Source organism: Ruminococcus sp. 1001136sp1 (genome assembly GCF_039841815.1).
Classification (GTDB): Bacteria; Bacillota; Clostridia; order Lachnospirales; family Lachnospiraceae; genus Blautia_A; species Blautia_A faecis.
In genome coordinates this window covers 174,514-192,458 of sequence record NZ_JBDPGY010000002.1, presented here as the reverse complement: position 1 = coordinate 192,458, position 17,945 = coordinate 174,514, and the positions used below count along the sequence as shown (strand labels likewise).

Annotated in this window: 14 protein-coding genes; 1 reads left to right on the top strand and 13 read right to left on the bottom strand. The window is 39.8% G+C overall.

All coding sequences use genetic code 11. From position 1 onward, the window contains the following. Positions 1-7: 7 nt before the first annotated feature. The 3 genes from ABHC48_RS02780 to ABHC48_RS02770 form a co-directional block, all read right to left on the bottom strand. Positions 8-202 (bottom strand): hypothetical protein, encoded by a 195-nt coding sequence (locus ABHC48_RS02780; protein ID WP_026649299.1) that lies wholly within the window; start codon positions 200-202, stop codon positions 8-10. A gap of 502 nt (positions 203-704) precedes the next feature. After that, a complete protein-coding gene (locus ABHC48_RS02775) occupies positions 705-959 on the bottom strand; it encodes an ErpK protein (RefSeq protein WP_117688670.1) in 255 nt (84 codons plus the stop codon). Between the two features lie 23 nt (positions 960-982). Continuing rightward, the gene (locus ABHC48_RS02770; protein WP_195379259.1) at positions 983-2,677 is read right to left on the bottom strand and encodes a transposase; all 1,695 of its coding nucleotides are present in this window, start codon (positions 2,675-2,677) and stop codon (positions 983-985) included. Positions 2,678-3,013: 336 nt separating this feature from the next. On the opposite strand from ABHC48_RS02770, the gene ABHC48_RS02765 reads away from it, so the two are divergent. Continuing rightward, entirely contained in the window at positions 3,014-3,559 is a 546-nt protein-coding gene (locus tag ABHC48_RS02765) for a helix-turn-helix transcriptional regulator (protein ID WP_195379258.1), read from the top strand. 96 nt (positions 3,560-3,655) lie between these two features. Here ABHC48_RS02765 and ABHC48_RS02760 read toward each other — a convergent pair whose 3' ends face one another. The 10 genes from ABHC48_RS02760 to pglX form a co-directional block, all read right to left on the bottom strand. Next, positions 3,656-4,810, bottom strand: coding sequence for a toll/interleukin-1 receptor domain-containing protein (locus ABHC48_RS02760; protein ID WP_227199117.1), 1,155 nt, complete (start codon positions 4,808-4,810; stop codon positions 3,656-3,658). Next, positions 4,811-6,928 carry a protease Lon-related BREX system protein BrxL gene (gene brxL / locus ABHC48_RS02755; protein WP_195379256.1) on the bottom strand — a complete coding sequence of 706 codons (2,118 nt, stop codon included), beginning with the start codon at positions 6,926-6,928 and terminating at the stop codon, positions 4,811-4,813. A gap of 20 nt (positions 6,929-6,948) precedes the next feature. Next, positions 6,949-9,591 carry a BREX-1 system phosphatase PglZ type A gene (gene pglZ, locus ABHC48_RS02750; protein WP_195379255.1) on the bottom strand — a complete coding sequence of 881 codons (2,643 nt, stop codon included), beginning with the start codon at positions 9,589-9,591 and terminating at the stop codon, positions 6,949-6,951. 9 nt (positions 9,592-9,600) lie between these two features. Further along, positions 9,601-11,073 carry an RNA-binding domain-containing protein gene (locus ABHC48_RS02745; RefSeq protein WP_195379254.1) on the bottom strand — a complete coding sequence of 491 codons (1,473 nt, stop codon included), beginning with the start codon at positions 11,071-11,073 and terminating at the stop codon, positions 9,601-9,603. 42 nt (positions 11,074-11,115) lie between these two features. Then, positions 11,116-12,066 carry a hypothetical protein gene (locus ABHC48_RS02740; RefSeq protein ID WP_195379253.1) on the bottom strand — a complete coding sequence of 317 codons (951 nt, stop codon included), beginning with the start codon at positions 12,064-12,066 and terminating at the stop codon, positions 11,116-11,118. After that, entirely contained in the window at positions 12,063-12,308 is a 246-nt protein-coding gene (locus ABHC48_RS02735; protein WP_195379252.1) for a DUF3791 domain-containing protein, read from the bottom strand. Before ABHC48_RS02735 ends, ABHC48_RS02740 begins: the two co-directional genes overlap by 4 nt. Next, the gene (locus ABHC48_RS02730) at positions 12,305-12,775 is read right to left on the bottom strand and encodes a DUF3990 domain-containing protein (RefSeq protein ID WP_195379251.1); all 471 of its coding nucleotides are present in this window, start codon (positions 12,773-12,775) and stop codon (positions 12,305-12,307) included. Before ABHC48_RS02730 ends, ABHC48_RS02735 begins: the two co-directional genes overlap by 4 nt. Continuing rightward, a complete protein-coding gene (locus ABHC48_RS02725; protein WP_195379250.1) occupies positions 12,772-13,011 on the bottom strand; it encodes a DUF3791 domain-containing protein in 240 nt (79 codons plus the stop codon). Before ABHC48_RS02725 ends, ABHC48_RS02730 begins: the two co-directional genes overlap by 4 nt. Positions 13,012-13,026: 15 nt before the next feature. After that, positions 13,027-14,358, bottom strand: coding sequence for a hypothetical protein (locus ABHC48_RS02720; RefSeq protein WP_227199118.1), 1,332 nt, complete (start codon positions 14,356-14,358; stop codon positions 13,027-13,029). A 99-nt stretch (positions 14,359-14,457) separates the two neighbouring features. Continuing rightward, positions 14,458-17,943: a BREX-1 system adenine-specific DNA-methyltransferase PglX gene (pglX, locus tag ABHC48_RS02715; RefSeq protein ID WP_195379249.1), complete on the bottom strand. Its 3,486-nt coding sequence runs from the start codon at positions 17,941-17,943 to the stop codon at positions 14,458-14,460. Between the last annotated feature and the right edge of the window lie 2 nt (positions 17,944-17,945).

Sequence of the window (17,945 nt, the reverse complement as noted above, 5' to 3'; positions counted from 1 at the left end):
TCTTTCATTACACTGCCATTGCATCAAGATATTTTTTTATCTTATCCACGTTATAAAGAACACGTCTTCCAATAATCACTCTTGCTTCTGCATAATCTGCAATTTTCTTTGCAGTTACTTCTCCGCAGGATAACATTGCCATTAATCCTTCAATATCTACCGTCAGACGATTCTCAGCCTTATACTCTGTTGTTTTTCTCATGATGCACATACCTCCTTTCCTCCGTATTCTTCTGCATCACCTCCCAGACAGCGGTTATGCCCGTTGTCAGTACATATACTTTTTGTTTGGACTTCTTACGATGATTTTCCATTCTGTTCGGCGTGTTGGCTTCCATTTGTATATGGCGGTGTCAACGTTACAATTGACCTCTATCAGAAATCTTTCTGAATACTGGCAGCTTCTTCTCAAGCATACCAGCCGTTGCCGGAGTATCTTCGGTTTCCACATACTACTCTCTGATACAGCGGTGGAATCCTGTGTTACCTTTAAGCCCGAAAGGCACCCATACAGCTCATTCAATTTTCAAGGTTCAATAATCAAAAGTTTTGTAGGTATACATTTTTGTACCTATTTGATTTAATGCCATTATATCCCCCGTTACTGCTAATGTCAATTGTGAACTTCCGAAAATAAATCCCCTAAATGCAGGATTTCACCCAAACAACTATGCTAAATTTACTTGTCCTGCCTGTTTACAGGCTTATTCAGTCCTGTTTTGCTCATCCTCTGATGTCTCTCCCGAGGTAATAAATGCCAGGATCTCTTCATAAGAACGACTGCTGTTTTTCATCGCTTTTAGCAGTTCATCTCTCTGATATGCCTTTCTTATATCGTACAGTTTTTTTAATTCATCAACCGCTTTTTCATGTGCTTCTCTGGTTTTTGCAACCTTTGCTTCTGCCTGTTCAATCTTGTATTCCAGGGTCTGTTCGCTGCTTCTTCTCATTCTTGCCATATCTTTTTTCTCCTTTGTTTTTCTTACTGGTGCTGTAAGATTTTTTCGATTTCTTTCGCTTGATACCGTACATTTCCTTCGTTTAAACCCAAGGCATCCAGTATGGTTTTCTGGGTTGCGGTGACAGCATGATCCAGACGATAAACACCGTCAAGCTGACGTATCATTACTATCTTTTCCAGCTCTTTTAATGCTGCCGGGACTGTTAGATAATTCGGCCTTTTCAACATTTTTTCGCTTTTTTCTTTTAATGCTATATAGATCCTGCTACGCAAAATCAGGGCAATAAACTGGATAAATACCTTTGATGACAATGCTTCATCACTGTATACGCGCATGCTTTTATTTCCAAGATAAGATTTGTCACTGCGGAACAGTTTTTCTGATACATCTCTGCTTTTATATAGCTCAATTGCTTCCCGTTCCGTCATATTTTCTGATGAAACAATGGCAAAATATCCTGCCAGGGACAGTTCCTTTTTTACTGCTGAAGCGTTCTCTTCTGCAAGCTTCAGCGTCTTCCCATCCTGCTCAAAATTCAGGTAAAAATACTTCATGATCTCCGGGCCAAATGCTACACATTCTTTCCCAACACATCCGTCCAGATATTTTTTCAGCCGGCGTATCTTCTGCTTGATTTCCTGTTTTTCACCATATGCTTTTCCATCACTGTAGTAAATATGGATATTTCTTTTTTTCGTATCACCTTCGTATAATAGGCGCCTGACAGTTGTTCCGTACAAATCATAACGATCAATATATTTTCCTCTACTGTTCTCAAAACTGCCCTGGTTTTCTATCACAATCTCACGGATAAAGTCCTTCATCCCCTTTACCATGATCAAAAAACTGTAACCGTTTTTTTCCATATATTCCAGATTTGCTTTACTGAAATACCCTCTGTCCAGAATAAATCCAATGTTCCTGTAGCCATATCCATGTGCCTTGTCAATCATACAAGTCAGCTGGGAAATATCATTAATACTTCCCGGATATAGTTCATAAAAAAGAGGTTCACGGTTCGCAGAATCACATGCAACTGAGTAATTAAAAATAGGCAGACTTACATCTGTTTTTGCGTTTCCGTGCTCTAAAAGATCTATGTCCCCTGCCTGGCAGTTTTTATTTGTAGAATCATAGGACAGATAAATTTTCTGTCTTTTATTCTTCGATTTATTCCAACTATTTAGAAAACCAACCGACTGTTCCGGCTTTAATTTTTGAAAAAAATCGGATACTTTCGAGTCTGTATATATCTTCATATCTGGTGTAAAAAGAGCGTGTTCATATGCATAATCCGGATAATACTGCCCAGCATTATTCTCTTCAATAATGCTGTAGCAGGCCAGATCCAGCAAAAATCCGGTGTCCTTTTCATCCATATATTCACCTAAAATTTCTCTCAACTTGCTGTCCCTTATGAGTTTTTGAAGCACAACATATGGACCAATATTTAAATACGGACTCCTCTCTGAACGATCTATTTCTTCTGGAATATCTGCGTCAGGAAAATACTTTAAAAAGTTTTCATTCGGAGTCATTCTGTTCTGATTTTCCGGATCCACACGGCCAATAGAAGCTCGTTTTGGATACGTATATTGTTTGACAGGATCATAAATTCGATCATACTCAAACTCTATATAAGTGTGTCCACCACGTTTTTTTCTCACCAGTTTCCCCGGCACAACCGGAATGTCAACTTTATATTTCAGGAACATGAAACTCCCTCCATTTTAAATAAATTCTCTCATAATTATAGGGTATAAATACCCTATAATTATTTTATCATAAAATCCGGTCGTTTGCAAGCCAAATCGCCTGCAAATGCCGGATTTTCAATATTTTTTATTCCTCATCAACCCTTAAAATTTGTTTAGGGGAGATTTTTTCGGAAGTTCACAGTCAATAGCACTTCATGCGTTTTAGGTTCTTTTTTGTACTCTTTTTTATTGATTTTCTGCTAGTTTGTGTTATAATATGGACAAATAGTTATTCATTTTTTGATTTTACTATCTTCAATGGATGTTTATCAGGACTAATGCAGAGGTGACTTTATGAATTTTAATCTGAAACTAAAAAAAATCCGGACATTCCGAAAAATGACACAAAAAGAACTGTCAGAGAAGATCGGACTGACCGATCAACATAGAATTGTACAATATGAAAAAGGAGTTCGTGTTCCAAAAAAAGATCTGGTCGATAAAATGGCACAGGCTCTTGATGTTAATCCTTATACCCTCTATGATACCGCTGGACGTGACGCTTCCGAAATGATGGAACTGCTTTTCTGGCTGGATGAATTTAACCCATCTTCCCTGCATCTGTTTCTCCCTCGGAGATTTCCCGGTGAAAAATGCAATGAAGTAGCCGACACTTCCGTTTACTACCATGACAATGATAGCTGGCCTGCCCATGCTCCTGTCTGTATGTGGTTTGACTATGGAGTTCTGAATGATTTTTTGAAAGAATGGGTGGTTCGGATGGATGAACTGAAATCCGGTGAGATTACCAGAGATGAATATTTTGAATGGAAAATCAACTGGCCACAGACTTGTGATGGTTGTGGAAAATATAAACCTAAGAAAAAATGGCGAATATAGCAAATACAATGCTCCCCAAAACTGGACAATATTCCAATAATGGGGAGCTACTATTCTTTTTTTAATCTAATGCTCTTCTACTATATGTATTTTTCATCACTCAACTACTTTATAGCCCGCATTTGTAATTACACAAATTTCTTCGCTTTTTCTTTCAATATATTTTTCTTTCAAACAAGCATTAAGCGCCTCTTCCCAAACAGCATATTCACGTCTATCTGGATACTCCTTAGCAACTACTTCGCTGCCAATTTGAATATATGTACCTGATTCCAAATCTGAAGTTATCAGAATCTGCCCTCCCGGTGCATCTGCCACTTTTTTAAGGAGTTGCTTCATTTCCTCTGTAATTAAGGCAGGTGTAGCACTGATATTCTCATTTTTGGTTGATACATCGCCATTTATTTCACTGATGAACTTGTCCCTTGCTTCTTCCCAAATAATATCTTCATTATCTGAAATATCAAATTCTGATTCTAATTCCCGTCTCAACTGATTTAGGCGATCTTTTACTTCTGAACGATCACCATCTAACTTAATAGCAATGCAGTCACTTCCAATTACACCTTTCATTCCAGAAAAATCAAAACCAGGAAGAAGAAGTGAAGTTGCATTGGCTCTTAGTACCCATGCTGCGCCCATTTCATTTAAGCTGACTGGGCTTTCGTAATATTCTGGCGAATGTACGAAAATAATATGCAAGTCATAATTAAGGAACCGTTCCCTTAAAAAGTCAAAAATATTGGCTCCATTTGGTATTCCATATCCTGGTAGGGAGCTGCAAAAAATATCTCTGCGAGGACTTAAATTGATTGAACGAAGTAAATCCGCAATTTTTGCAACTTGATCCCTATTCTTAGAAGAATGACTTATAAATATAAGCGGTTTCTTTTTCATACCAGAAGCACCTCCTTGTGAATGTGACAATCCTGACTCTTTCTCCTCGTCCGGATAATATTTATCAATATTTTTTCTAATAGCCTGAAGTTTTCCGACAAGCTCAATAAAATACTTTTTCTCCGTAAAACCATCCAGACGCTTGCCACAGAAATTGATAGTTTCCCACACAAAAGTGTCATGAGTTCGATCATAAATTCCCTGTAATTCCAATTTTATCTCTTGAAGCCAATTTTGGAATTCAGGCACATCACTGATCCGTTCAAAGGATGTTCCCATACCGCCACCAAACGGATGAAACATTTTTTCTATTTCTTTTCGTGAATCTATAAGTTTAATTAAGTCTTTCTTCAATCATTCTACCCCCAATGCCTTAAACACCGCATCTTCCGCACTCTGGTACGGAATCAGCTGAAATGCACTCATCAGATCAGCCGGAACACTTGCGAAATCAACAAACGAGGTACTCGGAATCAGCACCTTCTTTGCGCCGCTATCCAGACACACCTGAAGTGTATTGGCAAGTTCATCCACCTTTATCATTGTACCACTAATTGTTATATCTCCCAACACTGCCAAGTTGCTGACAACAGGCTTTCCAAGGGCAATCGAACAAAGTGCAATTAATGTTGGAAGTGCCAATTTGTCTGTCATACCAATTCCCTGTAAATCCTGATAGTTGATGATATAGTCTTTGGTTGAAGTACTGATAGCGCCACTGATCCGATTGCCGTTGGCTTTCAGATAATTAAATGCCGTGTTCACCGCTTCCTTGCATTTAGAATCACTGCCTAAGCCAGTCCGTTCAATTTTGCCATTGCCTGGAAGCATCTGACTTTCCAAACGGAATACACCAATCATGCCACTTTTTCCTCTGGATACGGTATAAATCTGCCCCGGGTTACACATTCCATCCGGTATCAGCTTACCACCACCCTGTTCTGGTACGGAAACATAATGTTCTGACATATCTTCTAGGTCTATATAGGAGAAGTTCACATCATAAAACTCCATGCCACCCAGCTTCTTCAATTGCTCCTTGACACGGCGACGCATTTCCAATGCAATCTGAATAATTTCTTCCAGTTCTTCTTTGGTAAACTCACCATTTGGGTACATCAACTTCAGATAACCGTCTATCATACGACGAACCGCAATTGTATCACGCTGATTCAGATTTCTCCCCAAGCGGAAGTAGTGATCAAGTGCATCTCCATACTGCTCCTTGCGAAGCTCTCGGATGAACTCTGCCAAATAGTCACTGATAAAACCGTAATCATCGGTAAAATGCTCCGGTCTGAACTTCGGTATCTCCCATCCTGGAAGATAACAATGCATACGATCAAGAAATGCTGTATCTGTTCCCATTTCCTGCGGGAAAGGTGCAAACAGACTGGACGTTTTCAACAGCACGTCCACACTCTGATTGATATTTCCCACAAATACCATGGACGCAGTAGCAGCTTTTTCTTCTTTGCCACGGGCAAAAGAGCCGGATGCCATATAATCCTTCATAATCTGAATGCCATCTTTATCTTTAAACTTGATACCTGCCACTTCATCAAAGGCTACACAATCCCATAAGCCGACCAGTCCGACTGTTTTGCGTCCCATATTGTAAAACAGGTTTGCAACCGTCGTCTGTCCACCGGAAATCAAAATACTGTTCGGTGAAATCTCTTTGTAAAGATGAGATTTACCGGTACTTCTCGGTCCTAGCTCACAAAGATTAAAGTTGTTTTCAACTAATGGAATCATACGGGTCAGGAGCAGCCATTTCTCACGATATGTAAATTCATCTGGCTCCATGCCGATAGAACGAAGAAGAATATCCAGCCATTCATCTTTCGTAAAAGCCTTTCGTCCCTGCTTAAGTTCATCAATATCAATGTGTGGCATCTGGATTGGTGTCAACTTACGGATACTAATTGGTGAAATATCTTTCTGCTTTTTCTGTTTGGAACGAAGCGGATTTCCATCAATGTCCTCAATACCAAAGTTATTGTCGCCTTCAACCTCATAATCCAGCTGAACAATACACCAGATACCGCCGCAGAGCAGGCGATCAAATTTTTCTGGATATTCATCGGCAATCGGTACATTACCAACGCCCAAATTAGAAAACTCTGCAAAAAAGCAATCCTTTTTCATATCCAATCGAACAGTCACCATATCAATGATTGTGTGACTACCTTTTTTACGCAGTTGAGACAGAATTTTCTGTGATTCATCCGGGCGTACAAAGTTGTCAGCAAGAATACGCTTCACATTCTGTACGCCTTTCTCTATAACCGTCTCATCATCTGAACTGCAATACTGTCCCAACAAGAACTCAAGAACATAAACTGGGACATTCGCCCCTTCTTTGATTTTCTTTGTCAGGTCTTTCCGAACAATCTTACCGTCAAAGTTCTGACGGAGCTTGTTCTTTATTTCTTCACGGGTACTTTCACCCTCTGCAAATTGCTCCATCTTTCTCTCCTCCTGCGGCCTTAACTAAAAAAATCAAACTCGTCCACCGCAAAGGCGATGTCAATCTGGAATGGCTCCCGCTGTGGCATCTGTAATCCCTGTTCATCTGCAATTACCAGATAATAAGTAGCTGTATTGCTGTATTTTAGAGATTTTAGATTAAACTGACAACGGAAAGTTCTTTCTGCACCGTTATCGCTGGTCTTATCTGCAATAATCTTCTGAATATCACTAATCTGCTTGCCATCCTCATCTGTAAAATAAACCTGATAGGTTGCTGCTTCACGGTTTGTACTGACCGCATCTTTTTGATAGAAGTTCAATGAAAAAATCATATTGCTGATCTTACGATTTGCGGACAGTAAATTAACCGTTACCGGCTTAGTATCATATTTCTGCTTATTTCGCCTATATTCCATAGAATCATTGCGGAGATAATGATACTCAATCACCGGAACAACCATTTCCTGTAAACTGATACCACCATGCACAAAATTCATACCGCCGCCATTCATTTTGATACGAATACTTCCTCTCGGTGCAAATCCATCGAATTCTGTATTTCCGCCCAGGAATTTTACAGGCATCAAGTAATCTGGTTGCACACCTTTCTGCATAATTGCATATCTTCTGCCATATTCTACACACCGCTTGATGCTTTCTTTTTTTCTGATATCAGAATTTGTTACATCCACATCAAAAAAGCCTCTTTTATCTACTTTGTCATCTTCCTTCAAAGGACTGTATGTATAAAGAAATCCATGGTCTGCCGTAATTAAAATATTCGTTCCACCAAATTCATTTACAATGATACGCACGAGGTTTTTCAATTCTGAAATCGCCTTGTCACACGCAGCAAAAACAGCAGTATCCGAAGTGTGGCTGGCTTCATCTATGGTATCGTGGTAAATATAGACCACATCCATACCTTTTACTAAAGCACTTCTTTCCGCTCGTTTCATAGCAATGATGTCATTATACTTTAAAGCCACGCTTGCCGAATCTTCTGTTTTCAGAACCTTATCCCTATAAGTACTTGCCGTAGACTGTCCATCTGCCAAAACCGTCAAAATATCGTTCCGAACCTCTACTGTCAGTTCTTTGTGCGGCAACAAAGCCGCCATACCAAACTTTGTAGTAGAAGGGAAGATACTCTGCATACTACTGATAGAAACCTTACTTTGCGTTTCTCGCTGAAGCTGATCTGCCATCGTAGCTGCCACTTCATAACGCATGGCATCTGAGATAATTACAAATACTTTCGTATCCGAGGCTTGGATACGGGAACGGTAAAAATCCTCCTGTTGCGGTACTTCCAGAACTTTACCGTAAGTTGCCAGTTCATCCGCACATACATCCGACCAATTGTTGCCCAACTCACCTAAGAACCAATGATTATAGAGTCCTTCCACTTTATCGACAACGTGCTTAAATAGATCATCCAACAGAATATTGGAAGCCTCCAAACTCTTTTGAAAACTAAGATGGAACAAACGGTAATAAGTGTCCATCTGATAGTAACTCTCTGTATATTCTTTCCAGATACTTTTCGCTTCTGCGGTATGGAATCCGGCAGAATGTTCCTTAAAGAAACTTTGCATATTCGCCACTTGTAAGATACCGTCATAAAAATTCTCAAATGGCTCATACCATACACAAGTTCTCCGTTTTTCAACGGTATTCGTAATGGTATCCACATCAATGATATGGTCGCTGATCTCTGTCATTAACTTTTTCAGAATCACTTCATTAATACACGGAAAACACTCTGTTCCTACCAAATCTTCTACTGTCAGCTTTTCAAAACGCTGATACAGACGAGCTTCATCCTCAACATAACGAGCCACATCATATAATTGCGGAATGTTATCACTATGAAGCCATTCAGAAATAAAATCATAGCAATATGCCTGATGTGGCATGGAAATAAAACCGTCCAGTCCGGCAAGATATTCCTGCCGCATGGTACGGGTCGCCGCAGTTAAAAGCAGATGAATTGCCAACCGCCCAAGATCTGGTTCTTCCTCCACAAATCCGCATCCCTGACGAACCATCGCCCAAAATGCTGCGTCCGCATGATATTTTACAAAATCCTGATAAATCGTGTTATTATTCAAATCAAGTCCTGCCTGGAACACACTACGGAGAATCATATTAGGCTGTGCATCCTTCAATCCACAGATTGCCGCCATGACAGCCATGTGTAACTGTGCCGGTGTTTCCGGAACTTTATTCTGTGTGCTAACTTTCAAACGACGGTCTTTCGCATTGAAATAAGCACGATAATTTTTAACCTGTTTCCTCATTGCCGGATTTGATATAAGTCCCATCTCATCCATCCAGATAGAAATCAGATCTGCCCGAAACTCTTCGCTGTAAAGCTCCACATCCAGAAGCCAGTTATCATCCGGGCGGTTATAGACACACGGACTGTAAACCAGATAATTTGTGGTCAAATCATCTACTGAAAGCAGTTTTTTTACAGAAAACGCATTATTTCCAGTCAGCGCAATCACCTTTGCATTTTCCAAAACCACTTCATCCAGCTTATCCTCAAATTCCTTATCTTCATCGTACCAGAAAATGATACGACGCTGATAAAACTCAGGAAGAGGTGCAGCAAACCTGCGATTTAAATCTTGTATTATTTTATCTGTATCCATGCTGTCCTCCTACCGTATAATCTTCCAATTTGCTTTTCGTTTTGTTCCGCCCTGTACCAATCTACCTTTTTCCTGTAAAGAAGCAAATATTCGAGAAACCGTTCTTTTCGATATACCCATTTCTTCCGCATAATATGCCTGTGTTGCAGATGGATTCTTCTCTATAATCTGCAACAATTTTTCTATCTGCGTCTGTTCCTTATTAAGCGGCACTTCAGTGCCATTAGTGCCATCATCGGCGCTACATTTAACGCCATTAGCGCCATTTTTAGTGCCATTGGCGTTAAATGTGGCGTTATTGGTATCAACCTGACCTCGATAAATATTGATACGCAAATCCACTTCGCCACCAATAAACTCCGGCTCCCGCAGTCCGGCAGCTTTCACTTTATCAATAATTCTCGGAATACCGCTTCCCCAATGCTCAATCAGATTCATATACGCAAACGCATGGGCAAGGGCTTCATTTCTGATTTTGGAATAGCCTTCTTTCATACGTTCCATAGTTTGTCCCATTGGCAGCTTTCCTGGAGAAGTGATTTCCAATCGGTTGTCATATACCGCAACCTGTATTGTACCATGATCCAGATAACTACGATGTACCATGGCATTAATAATCAACTCACGAATAGCATCCGGTGGAATCTCATAAACATCCTGGCGATAAATTCCCACAATAGTAGCACCCAGATGAATATTTCTCAGAACAAACTGAAATGCTTCATCTATCTGCTCCCAAAGCGGACCAGTATATTCTCTACGGTCAACAAATACCGCTTTCGTTGTACCTTTGAACACACCACATTGCGTTGCAACATGAAGTCCTCCGTTACCAGTCAAAATAGCAAACGCATTGGATGGATAATCTTTTCCATCACGCTCAATCAAAACGCCCCATGAACGTAACTGCTGTCTGCCTACATCTTTAATCGTTGCTTTCTGTTCCTCTGTACGGGCATTTCTGACAGCCTGCTCTTTCATAGCTTTGCAGAGGACATCAATATCTTCATCTGTAACATTTAACCCAGTACATAAAGTCTGATCATAGTAACGATTACTCCCCTCAAACAACAATTCTTTTATCATATACTCATCGGCAAGACGGGTAGTTCCGGCAACACGAACATATACACCGCCATCTCTGCCAAGGGCTTTGATATAATACGGGCGCTGTCTGCCCTCAGAAACCTCAACCACAATGACAGTCTTACCATCAACCGTCTGTAAAGTGATATCCGGGATAATTGCCGGTTCACAGCTGTCTGATACAGCATTGGCAATGGCATCCATTTTCTTGAACACATCTTCCTTGTCAAAGCCAACAACCTCTCTGGTTTTATCGGCAATTCCGAAAATGATTTTTCCTCCGGTTCCATTTGCAAAGGCAACCACAGATTTCATATATTTGATGCTTTTCTCAGGCAGGTTCTCTTTAAACTCTACATTTTTTGATTCCCCTGCAAGAATTTCTTCTATGGTCATCGTAACACCTCGCTCTCTTTAACAGTCCTAACCACCATATTTTTACTTGATTGATGAAGAAATTGAGCTCAATGCTTTGCTTAAAGCATCTTCATCAGCCTTTTTTCTTCTCTCACTTTCCCACATACCGAGTATCTGATAAATGCATTCTTTCACAACAGGAAAATACTTTCGGCATTCTTCTTCGCTTAACTCATGAATACCTTTACTCAAGATTCCGTAAATGGTTGCATTTTTGACCAGTATATCTGGAAGATATCCTTCCAACATCTTAATTTTTTCAGCTACTCTCGCCCGTTCAAACATCTCGTTATCAATCGCATCAGCCGCAGTTTCTTTTGCTTGATAAACAAGTCTTTCAAGAATTCTTCTCAGATAAACATATGATCCAGCACCAACACCACTTGCAAAAAGTCCTATTGCAGTTCCAAGTTCCTTACGGTCTTCCTTAGAAATCACATGCTTATAAGCATCTAATTCTGGAAATGTCATGTCTGCGACAGATGGATACTGCCCAATTTTCATCATTGAATTGTCTGTTGTCAGAACAATATAATCAAGATGATGCTCCTCATTCATGCTACAAACAAATTGGAATATCAAAATTCTTGACACTTCTTCAGTTTGCGGTTCTTTCCACTTCCATACCGTATTTTGTTCTTTTACGAACCCTCCAACCTGTGGTGTATTTTCAAGAATACGCAACTGCTGAATTCTCCAAACTTCCTCTGAAAGTTTTTTTGAATAGCATTCATTATCATTATCTTGAAAATATATATAAGGCTTCATTGTAAAAACACGCTCTTCTTTACATTCTTTACAATAAGCACTTATTCGGACTTTTCCATCAAGTAAAAGAATTAACTCTTCAATATTATCTTCATCTATTTTCATGGACTCATAAAGTCCCGCCGTTTGCAAAAAATTTGCAAATACATTATCTTTACTGGAAACTATATCTGATGGTATTGAATCAAAAATATTCTGTCTCACCTTATTCTCTCCTTTACTACCGCATTTTCAGGCACTTTTTCCTCATATTCCTGTTTCAATTCCTCTGCCAAATACGCATCGCTCATGCAGTGCATGTCAGAAACACCATCACGGATCAGCTGATAGACCAGGGAATGATAAAAGAAATCCAATGCCTCATCCAATGAAAGTCCCTGCTGTTTGGCAAAACACTCAATGACACGAGCATATTTTTTCTGAAGCAAAATCGGGTTCGCTGTCATAGTGTTTCACTCCCTTCAAAATGCAACAGAGACAGTGATTTCTCTGTGCGGAAACATATTTGCAGGTTCGGCTTTTCATAACGTAGGCGGTTGATAGCTTCCGTTTTATCAATCAATCCGTCAAAGAACAACTCCACGGTATTAAACACCTTATCATTGGCAACACCGCCCACAACAAAGTCATAATCTGTCGAATCTTTTCCGCTGCGGCAATTCAGAATGAAATCCAACCATTCTTCGGAATAGGAATCGAATTTCAGCGTTTTCAGTTCAGCTTCCCGGCTTTCATCATACTCATACCAGGAGATAATACCATCTTTTCCACGGCATTTGAACTTGCCGCACCACTTCGCCGCCTGTTCATATAGCGGCGTGACATAGAAGCCACGTCCGAAGTCTACATTGGGGCGGGAATGAACCAAATCCGGCTTTGCAATCTCTAAAAAGGAACCATGATAGAGAATCATACTTCCACACCCCTTTCTTTCATCACGTCAAGGAGGTCATCAACGATATATTCCCGGCTCTGGGTATGCAGCACTTCATATTCCGGCACGATGTAGCCGTGCAAAATATCACTCTGTTTGGTAAACGCCTGATAAACACGCTCTGCATCCACGCCCAGCTTTGTCGCTACATTTTCAATACAAAATACAGCAAACTCCAGCTCACTGGAATTTTTGATTCTTTCATCCGTTATCATATGCAAGCCCTCCTTTTACGATAATTTTGAAAAATTGTCTATTAAAATCAAATAAAAAGCAGACGGATAAATTCCCTCTCTTAAAGCTATTCTACTAACCATTCTAAACTGTTTCATAAGTTCTTCTTCACTTTTTGGTGTTGTCTGAACCTTAATCAAATTCATAGCTTCTTTGCATAATGGCATCGCCATATATTCAGGAATTGAATTTGCTTCTTTCTCAATTTCTTCCTTTGTAATCGGATCAAGGGATAATGTATTAAAAAGTTCAAAAAACTTTTTAGCTTCATCAGAATCCGGATATTTTCTACCACAATTATATTGTGGCTGATTCGCATCCAATGACTTCCATAACTGCTTAATATCTGCAAATTCATATGATTTAGTCAATGGCAATTTCTTTGGCGGCTCACCATACGAATAGAAAACTACCTTATCTAATGAGCTTTTTTCTATACAAGCAAATATATGACTGTCATTCTGTGGTGAAAGCCCTATAATATGCAATTCACCTGAAAGTTTTTCAAGTTCCCCAAAATGATAATCCGTGGCAATTTTCAGTTCTGGATGTTTGATATAAGTATCTATAATTTGAGCTTTTTCTGATTCTACACCTGCTCTCATTATCTCAAATTTCTCTACATCCGAATCATGTAATTGCTTTAGTCTTTGAAGTGCCTCGATTCCTTTCACTTTATCCTGAGCTTCTTTATATTTATTCTGTCCACTAAAATTAAGTAGTGCATTACAATAACATTGCGGATAATCTGGATTCATAACGATTTTTCCGTTTTGCTTGTTCAAAAATCCCTGAACTGTTTCAGGATTTTCAGAATCTGCAAGGACAGAATAATCCCCATGCAAATGGTAAATTGTTTTATTAGTCAGCTTTTCAATATTATTATCATAATTCAATGTAAATATCGAATCAAACGATCTGAAAAAACGTTTGACAGGCTTTTTCATTTTTTGATAAATTTCTTGAATTTTACCAGCATTATAGATAGCATCCAGAATCATCCATTCAAATCCTTGTTTTGATGCTTTCCACATATCACTCAAATCCGGATTATCCAAGAAGAATAATTGAAGTAACAAAAACCAATCTTCTAATGGAATTTCATAATAATGCTCAAATTTGCTGCGTTCTGCGTTTTGTGCCTTGAACTCCATTACAGCTCTTTTCACTTCATCGTCAGCATTAACTTTATCATATTTTCCATCAAGCACAGCATTTGCAGTAGGAAGAAGTCCTCGAAATATCTGTTCAATTTCACTTCCAGACAGCGTACCTTCAAAAAGACTATCATACTTATCGCACTGTGCGTTAAAAATAATTCTTGACAAAATGAACCTATTTGAATAGGCTTTTCCCCCAAACTGTATGTTTACTCCATTCCCCAAGAGAATAGATTTCTTTTGTTTCGGTTCTATAACTATCCCTCCTTACTTTATTTTAGCCAAAACATCCTGGAAAATTGCATAATTCTTTTTCACGCCATCGTCCAGATCAATGGAAATCATCTGATCAGCAAGGTGATGAATCTTTTCCTCATAGGTTCTGATTTCAGCTTCCTGTGCCTGTAAGGTGGTCAGCTTTCTGTTCAGCTTCACACGCTCTCCGGTGGAAGCATTGGCAATCCGCTGTTCCAAATCAGCAATAGCTGTGCGATAACGAGCCTGTTGCTCATGCACATAGTCGGTACGAATGCGGGCAATGGTGTCCGGCTGATAACGATGCATATAAATCAGAGCCTTAAAGCCGTTCTTTTTGCCACTGTCAAACAACCAATAAATTGGGCGTTTCTGATAAATCTTGCAATGATCTTTATAAAAATCATTCAGGAAATAGTTCCGAATCACCTCCTTCGGCTGTCCTTTGCCGCCGAGGGCATCGGCAATAAATTTCAGGTTTTCGTCTAAGGTGTCTGCACCGTAAACGGTTTTCACAAATTCCACGAACAGACCGACAATATCATCCTCGAAGTATTCATCGTCGCAAATCGGGATAATGTTATCTTTATCCGCAGCAAAAGAAGCATACTTGCTGGCCTCCCATTCGCCACCTGCATAAGCAAGACCATCCACCTCCAGAGAGTAGCGACCAAACATACAGCCAATCGCATAAGAAATGAAAGATCGAATATCTCTGCCAAGTTCAGCCTTGCGGACAGTGACATCCTTATCCTCAACCTCCGGTGTCAGCTCATCCTGCAAACCATAAATATCAATGAAGATGCGGTTCAGTTCTTCCTCGTTGGCTTTCAGCTGATTGAAACGGTCATCACATTCAACCTGCCACTGTTCAAAAGCTTCGGCAATAGTCGAAACTTTGCGACGAAAAGGATGATGTTGGAAGTCCCATGATGTTTCAAAAGCATCCCAATCTATTCTCGATATTGCAAGCGTATTTTTCACCACTGAAGAAACTATCGACTCATCTCTCACCACAATCGGAATGTTAAGTATATCTTCAGGTGACACACCCAATGTAGGACTTAACATTTTTGAAATATAGTTACAAGATTTAGAATTAAGTATGCCAAGCAAATATATGAGACTCACTTCATTATTCAGTGAATATATACTGTTAACTGCACTTTCTGAGATAAATCCACCTTCCACATATCTAAATGGCAAATCTCCAGATGCTACATGTCCAACAACAACCGATGGGAGAAAATTAAAATCAATATTTCTAAGTGTCGACCTTAACTTACCAGTTTTTATATCTGTAAAATTTTTGAGAGCAAATCCATTATTTTCCCAATCTATTAAATAATCTTTATTTCCATACCAACGTCGGAATGTACCTCCTTTATTACAAGGAAACCATTTCCTTCCTATGTTTTCTTTTCGAATTTCAAACCATAGACGTAAAAAACGATTATTATCCCCTGTAGTCAGTCCATTGCGAACTGTAAAGTAATCTCTTACTTTTTTATAATGAGTAAACGCATGAAAAAGAGCATCACTTACCCAATATATATACTCTGTTCTTGGTATTCCAGAAAAAATAGCTTGTTTTGTAGAAAAGCGTTGTTTTGGATTAAAAAATTCTTTTTCTTTTTCAGCTTCCGATTTTCCAGTCAAAAGTTTACAATACATTCCACTATACTCAGAAATATATGATAAATTCAAAATAAAAGAAGCAGTTTGAACTACCTCTCCTGGTATTTCATTAAAAGCTCTTGCTCCAAGATGCAACATATTGACAACCCTGCGGCTTAAAAGTTTTTCTCGCAATCGCTCATATCCTGCAATAAACATCCACACCTGTTGTGTAATCATCGCTTGATATCCATTTTTCTTTGCCATATATCCGCAATGCTCAATGAATACCGCAAATAAGTCACTCTTGCTATCTGGATAATTCTTTTTTACATAATCTGACAGTTTTGCACTCATACCCGAACTCCCCATATACGGCGGATTTGTCACTACCACATCATACTTTTGTGACAATGCTTCTGCCACCTGTACCAACGGCAGTAATTCTCTCAGTGCCGTATCACGAGACATATTTATATCTACCGTAATCTCAGCGAAACGGTCATACAGAACAGACCAATCCTGCGGTGTTACGGTTACAATCGAACCATATTCCTTTGCATCATGCAATTCTTTGATGATGGTATCCATTGCGGCTGTGAGCTTCATATCGCCGTTACAGAAATAATTCACCGCGAATTTATCTACATGGTTGCTCTCCACAATAGCATATACATGGGGCTGAATGCCGCGGCTAAAGAAGCGGCGGTCATACTGACGGGCTTTCATCATCACCGCAAAGTAAGCCAGCTGTGCCGCACGGTCATCAATATCCAGACCATAAAGATTGTTCTCCACAATACTTGCCACTGCTTCACGGGTAGTATAGCCGTAGGATTCATAAATCTTCATCAGCACATCAAACATATACGCAAGAATATGACCGGAACCGGAGCATGGGTCAATAACTTTCAGCTGATTTGGTGTCAGTGTAGCATATTCCTTACGGATTTCGGCCAACTGTTCTTGCACTTCTGGCTCCTGCTCGGCTTCTTCCAGATAGTAGTGCCATTTAGTATCTTCTGATTCACGATTTCCGTCAGCATAAGTAGACTGTTCTTCCTCGGTAGGAAGAAGCTGCTCTTTCACATCCGGGTGTCCCTCCAGCCACAGGCGACCAAGGCTGTTCTCTACCATGTAGCGAACAATCCAGTCAGGTGTAAAAAGCTGGGTTGCTGCAGGGATATTCTCTTTTGTAATTTTCACATTCTTTTTCAACGCTGCGAAAACATCGTCTTTTTTCTCGCTGTTATAATACTGATACAGCCATCCGATAATCTGAACAGCATCTTTCCAGTCATCCTCCGGTATCAGCTCGATCATCTGCTGAATCACACTGCCTTCACGAAGCAAGTTATCCGGCAGAAGAAGCTCGGTGTAGTCCGCAATCTTCTGGAACATTCCCGGCAGAATCTTATTCAAGGCGTTACACTGCACGATCAGCAGATATTTATACAGTTCTTCGGTCTTTTCGGCATCTTTCAGTTTATAGACCTTTTCCATATCCAGTCCATCCAAATCCAGATGAATGGCTTCAGTTATAATTTGTGGCTTAAAGTTGTTTTCCTCGTCCGTGAATACACGCACATGGGAAGGAAGGTAGCCGTTTACTTCCATGAATCGCAGAGCAGAAAAGCGATTGAACCAAGTATAGGCAACCTCTTCCATGACCTGCTTATATCCTTTATCGTTAATCTCAGCAATCAGAGCCTGACGCTGTTTCTTTTCATCGGCAGTGAGGACTTTGCCGCCAACGCTGTCCGCATTGGCATCCTCAATGTTGTCCTCTGTGATACCGTATTCCACACCTTTCAGTGAAACACGGGCGATCAGCTCTGTTCTTGCCCAGACAGCAAATTTTTTAATCGCATTCTTATCCATAC

Coding starts and splice junctions, on each gene's coding strand:
- ABHC48_RS02780 (WP_026649299.1), bottom strand. CDS start 202: ATGAGAAAAACAACAGAGTATAAGGCTGAGAATCGTCTGACGGTAGAT.
- ABHC48_RS02775 (WP_117688670.1), bottom strand. CDS start 959: ATGGCAAGAATGAGAAGAAGCAGCGAACAGACCCTGGAATACAAGATT.
- ABHC48_RS02770 (WP_195379259.1), bottom strand. CDS start 2,677: ATGTTCCTGAAATATAAAGTTGACATTCCGGTTGTGCCGGGGAAACTG.
- ABHC48_RS02765 (WP_195379258.1), top strand. CDS start 3,014: ATGAATTTTAATCTGAAACTAAAAAAAATCCGGACATTCCGAAAAATG.
- brxL (WP_195379256.1), bottom strand. CDS start 6,928: ATGGAGCAATTTGCAGAGGGTGAAAGTACCCGTGAAGAAATAAAGAAC.
- pglZ (WP_195379255.1), bottom strand. CDS start 9,591: ATGGATACAGATAAAATAATACAAGATTTAAATCGCAGGTTTGCTGCA.
- ABHC48_RS02745 (WP_195379254.1), bottom strand. CDS start 11,073: ATGACCATAGAAGAAATTCTTGCAGGGGAATCAAAAAATGTAGAGTTT.
- ABHC48_RS02735 (WP_195379252.1), bottom strand. CDS start 12,308: ATGACAGCGAACCCGATTTTGCTTCAGAAAAAATATGCTCGTGTCATT.
- ABHC48_RS02730 (WP_195379251.1), bottom strand. CDS start 12,775: ATGATTCTCTATCATGGTTCCTTTTTAGAGATTGCAAAGCCGGATTTG.
- ABHC48_RS02725 (WP_195379250.1), bottom strand. CDS start 13,011: ATGATAACGGATGAAAGAATCAAAAATTCCAGTGAGCTGGAGTTTGCT.
- pglX (WP_195379249.1), bottom strand. CDS start 17,943: ATGGATAAGAATGCGATTAAAAAATTTGCTGTCTGGGCAAGAACAGAG.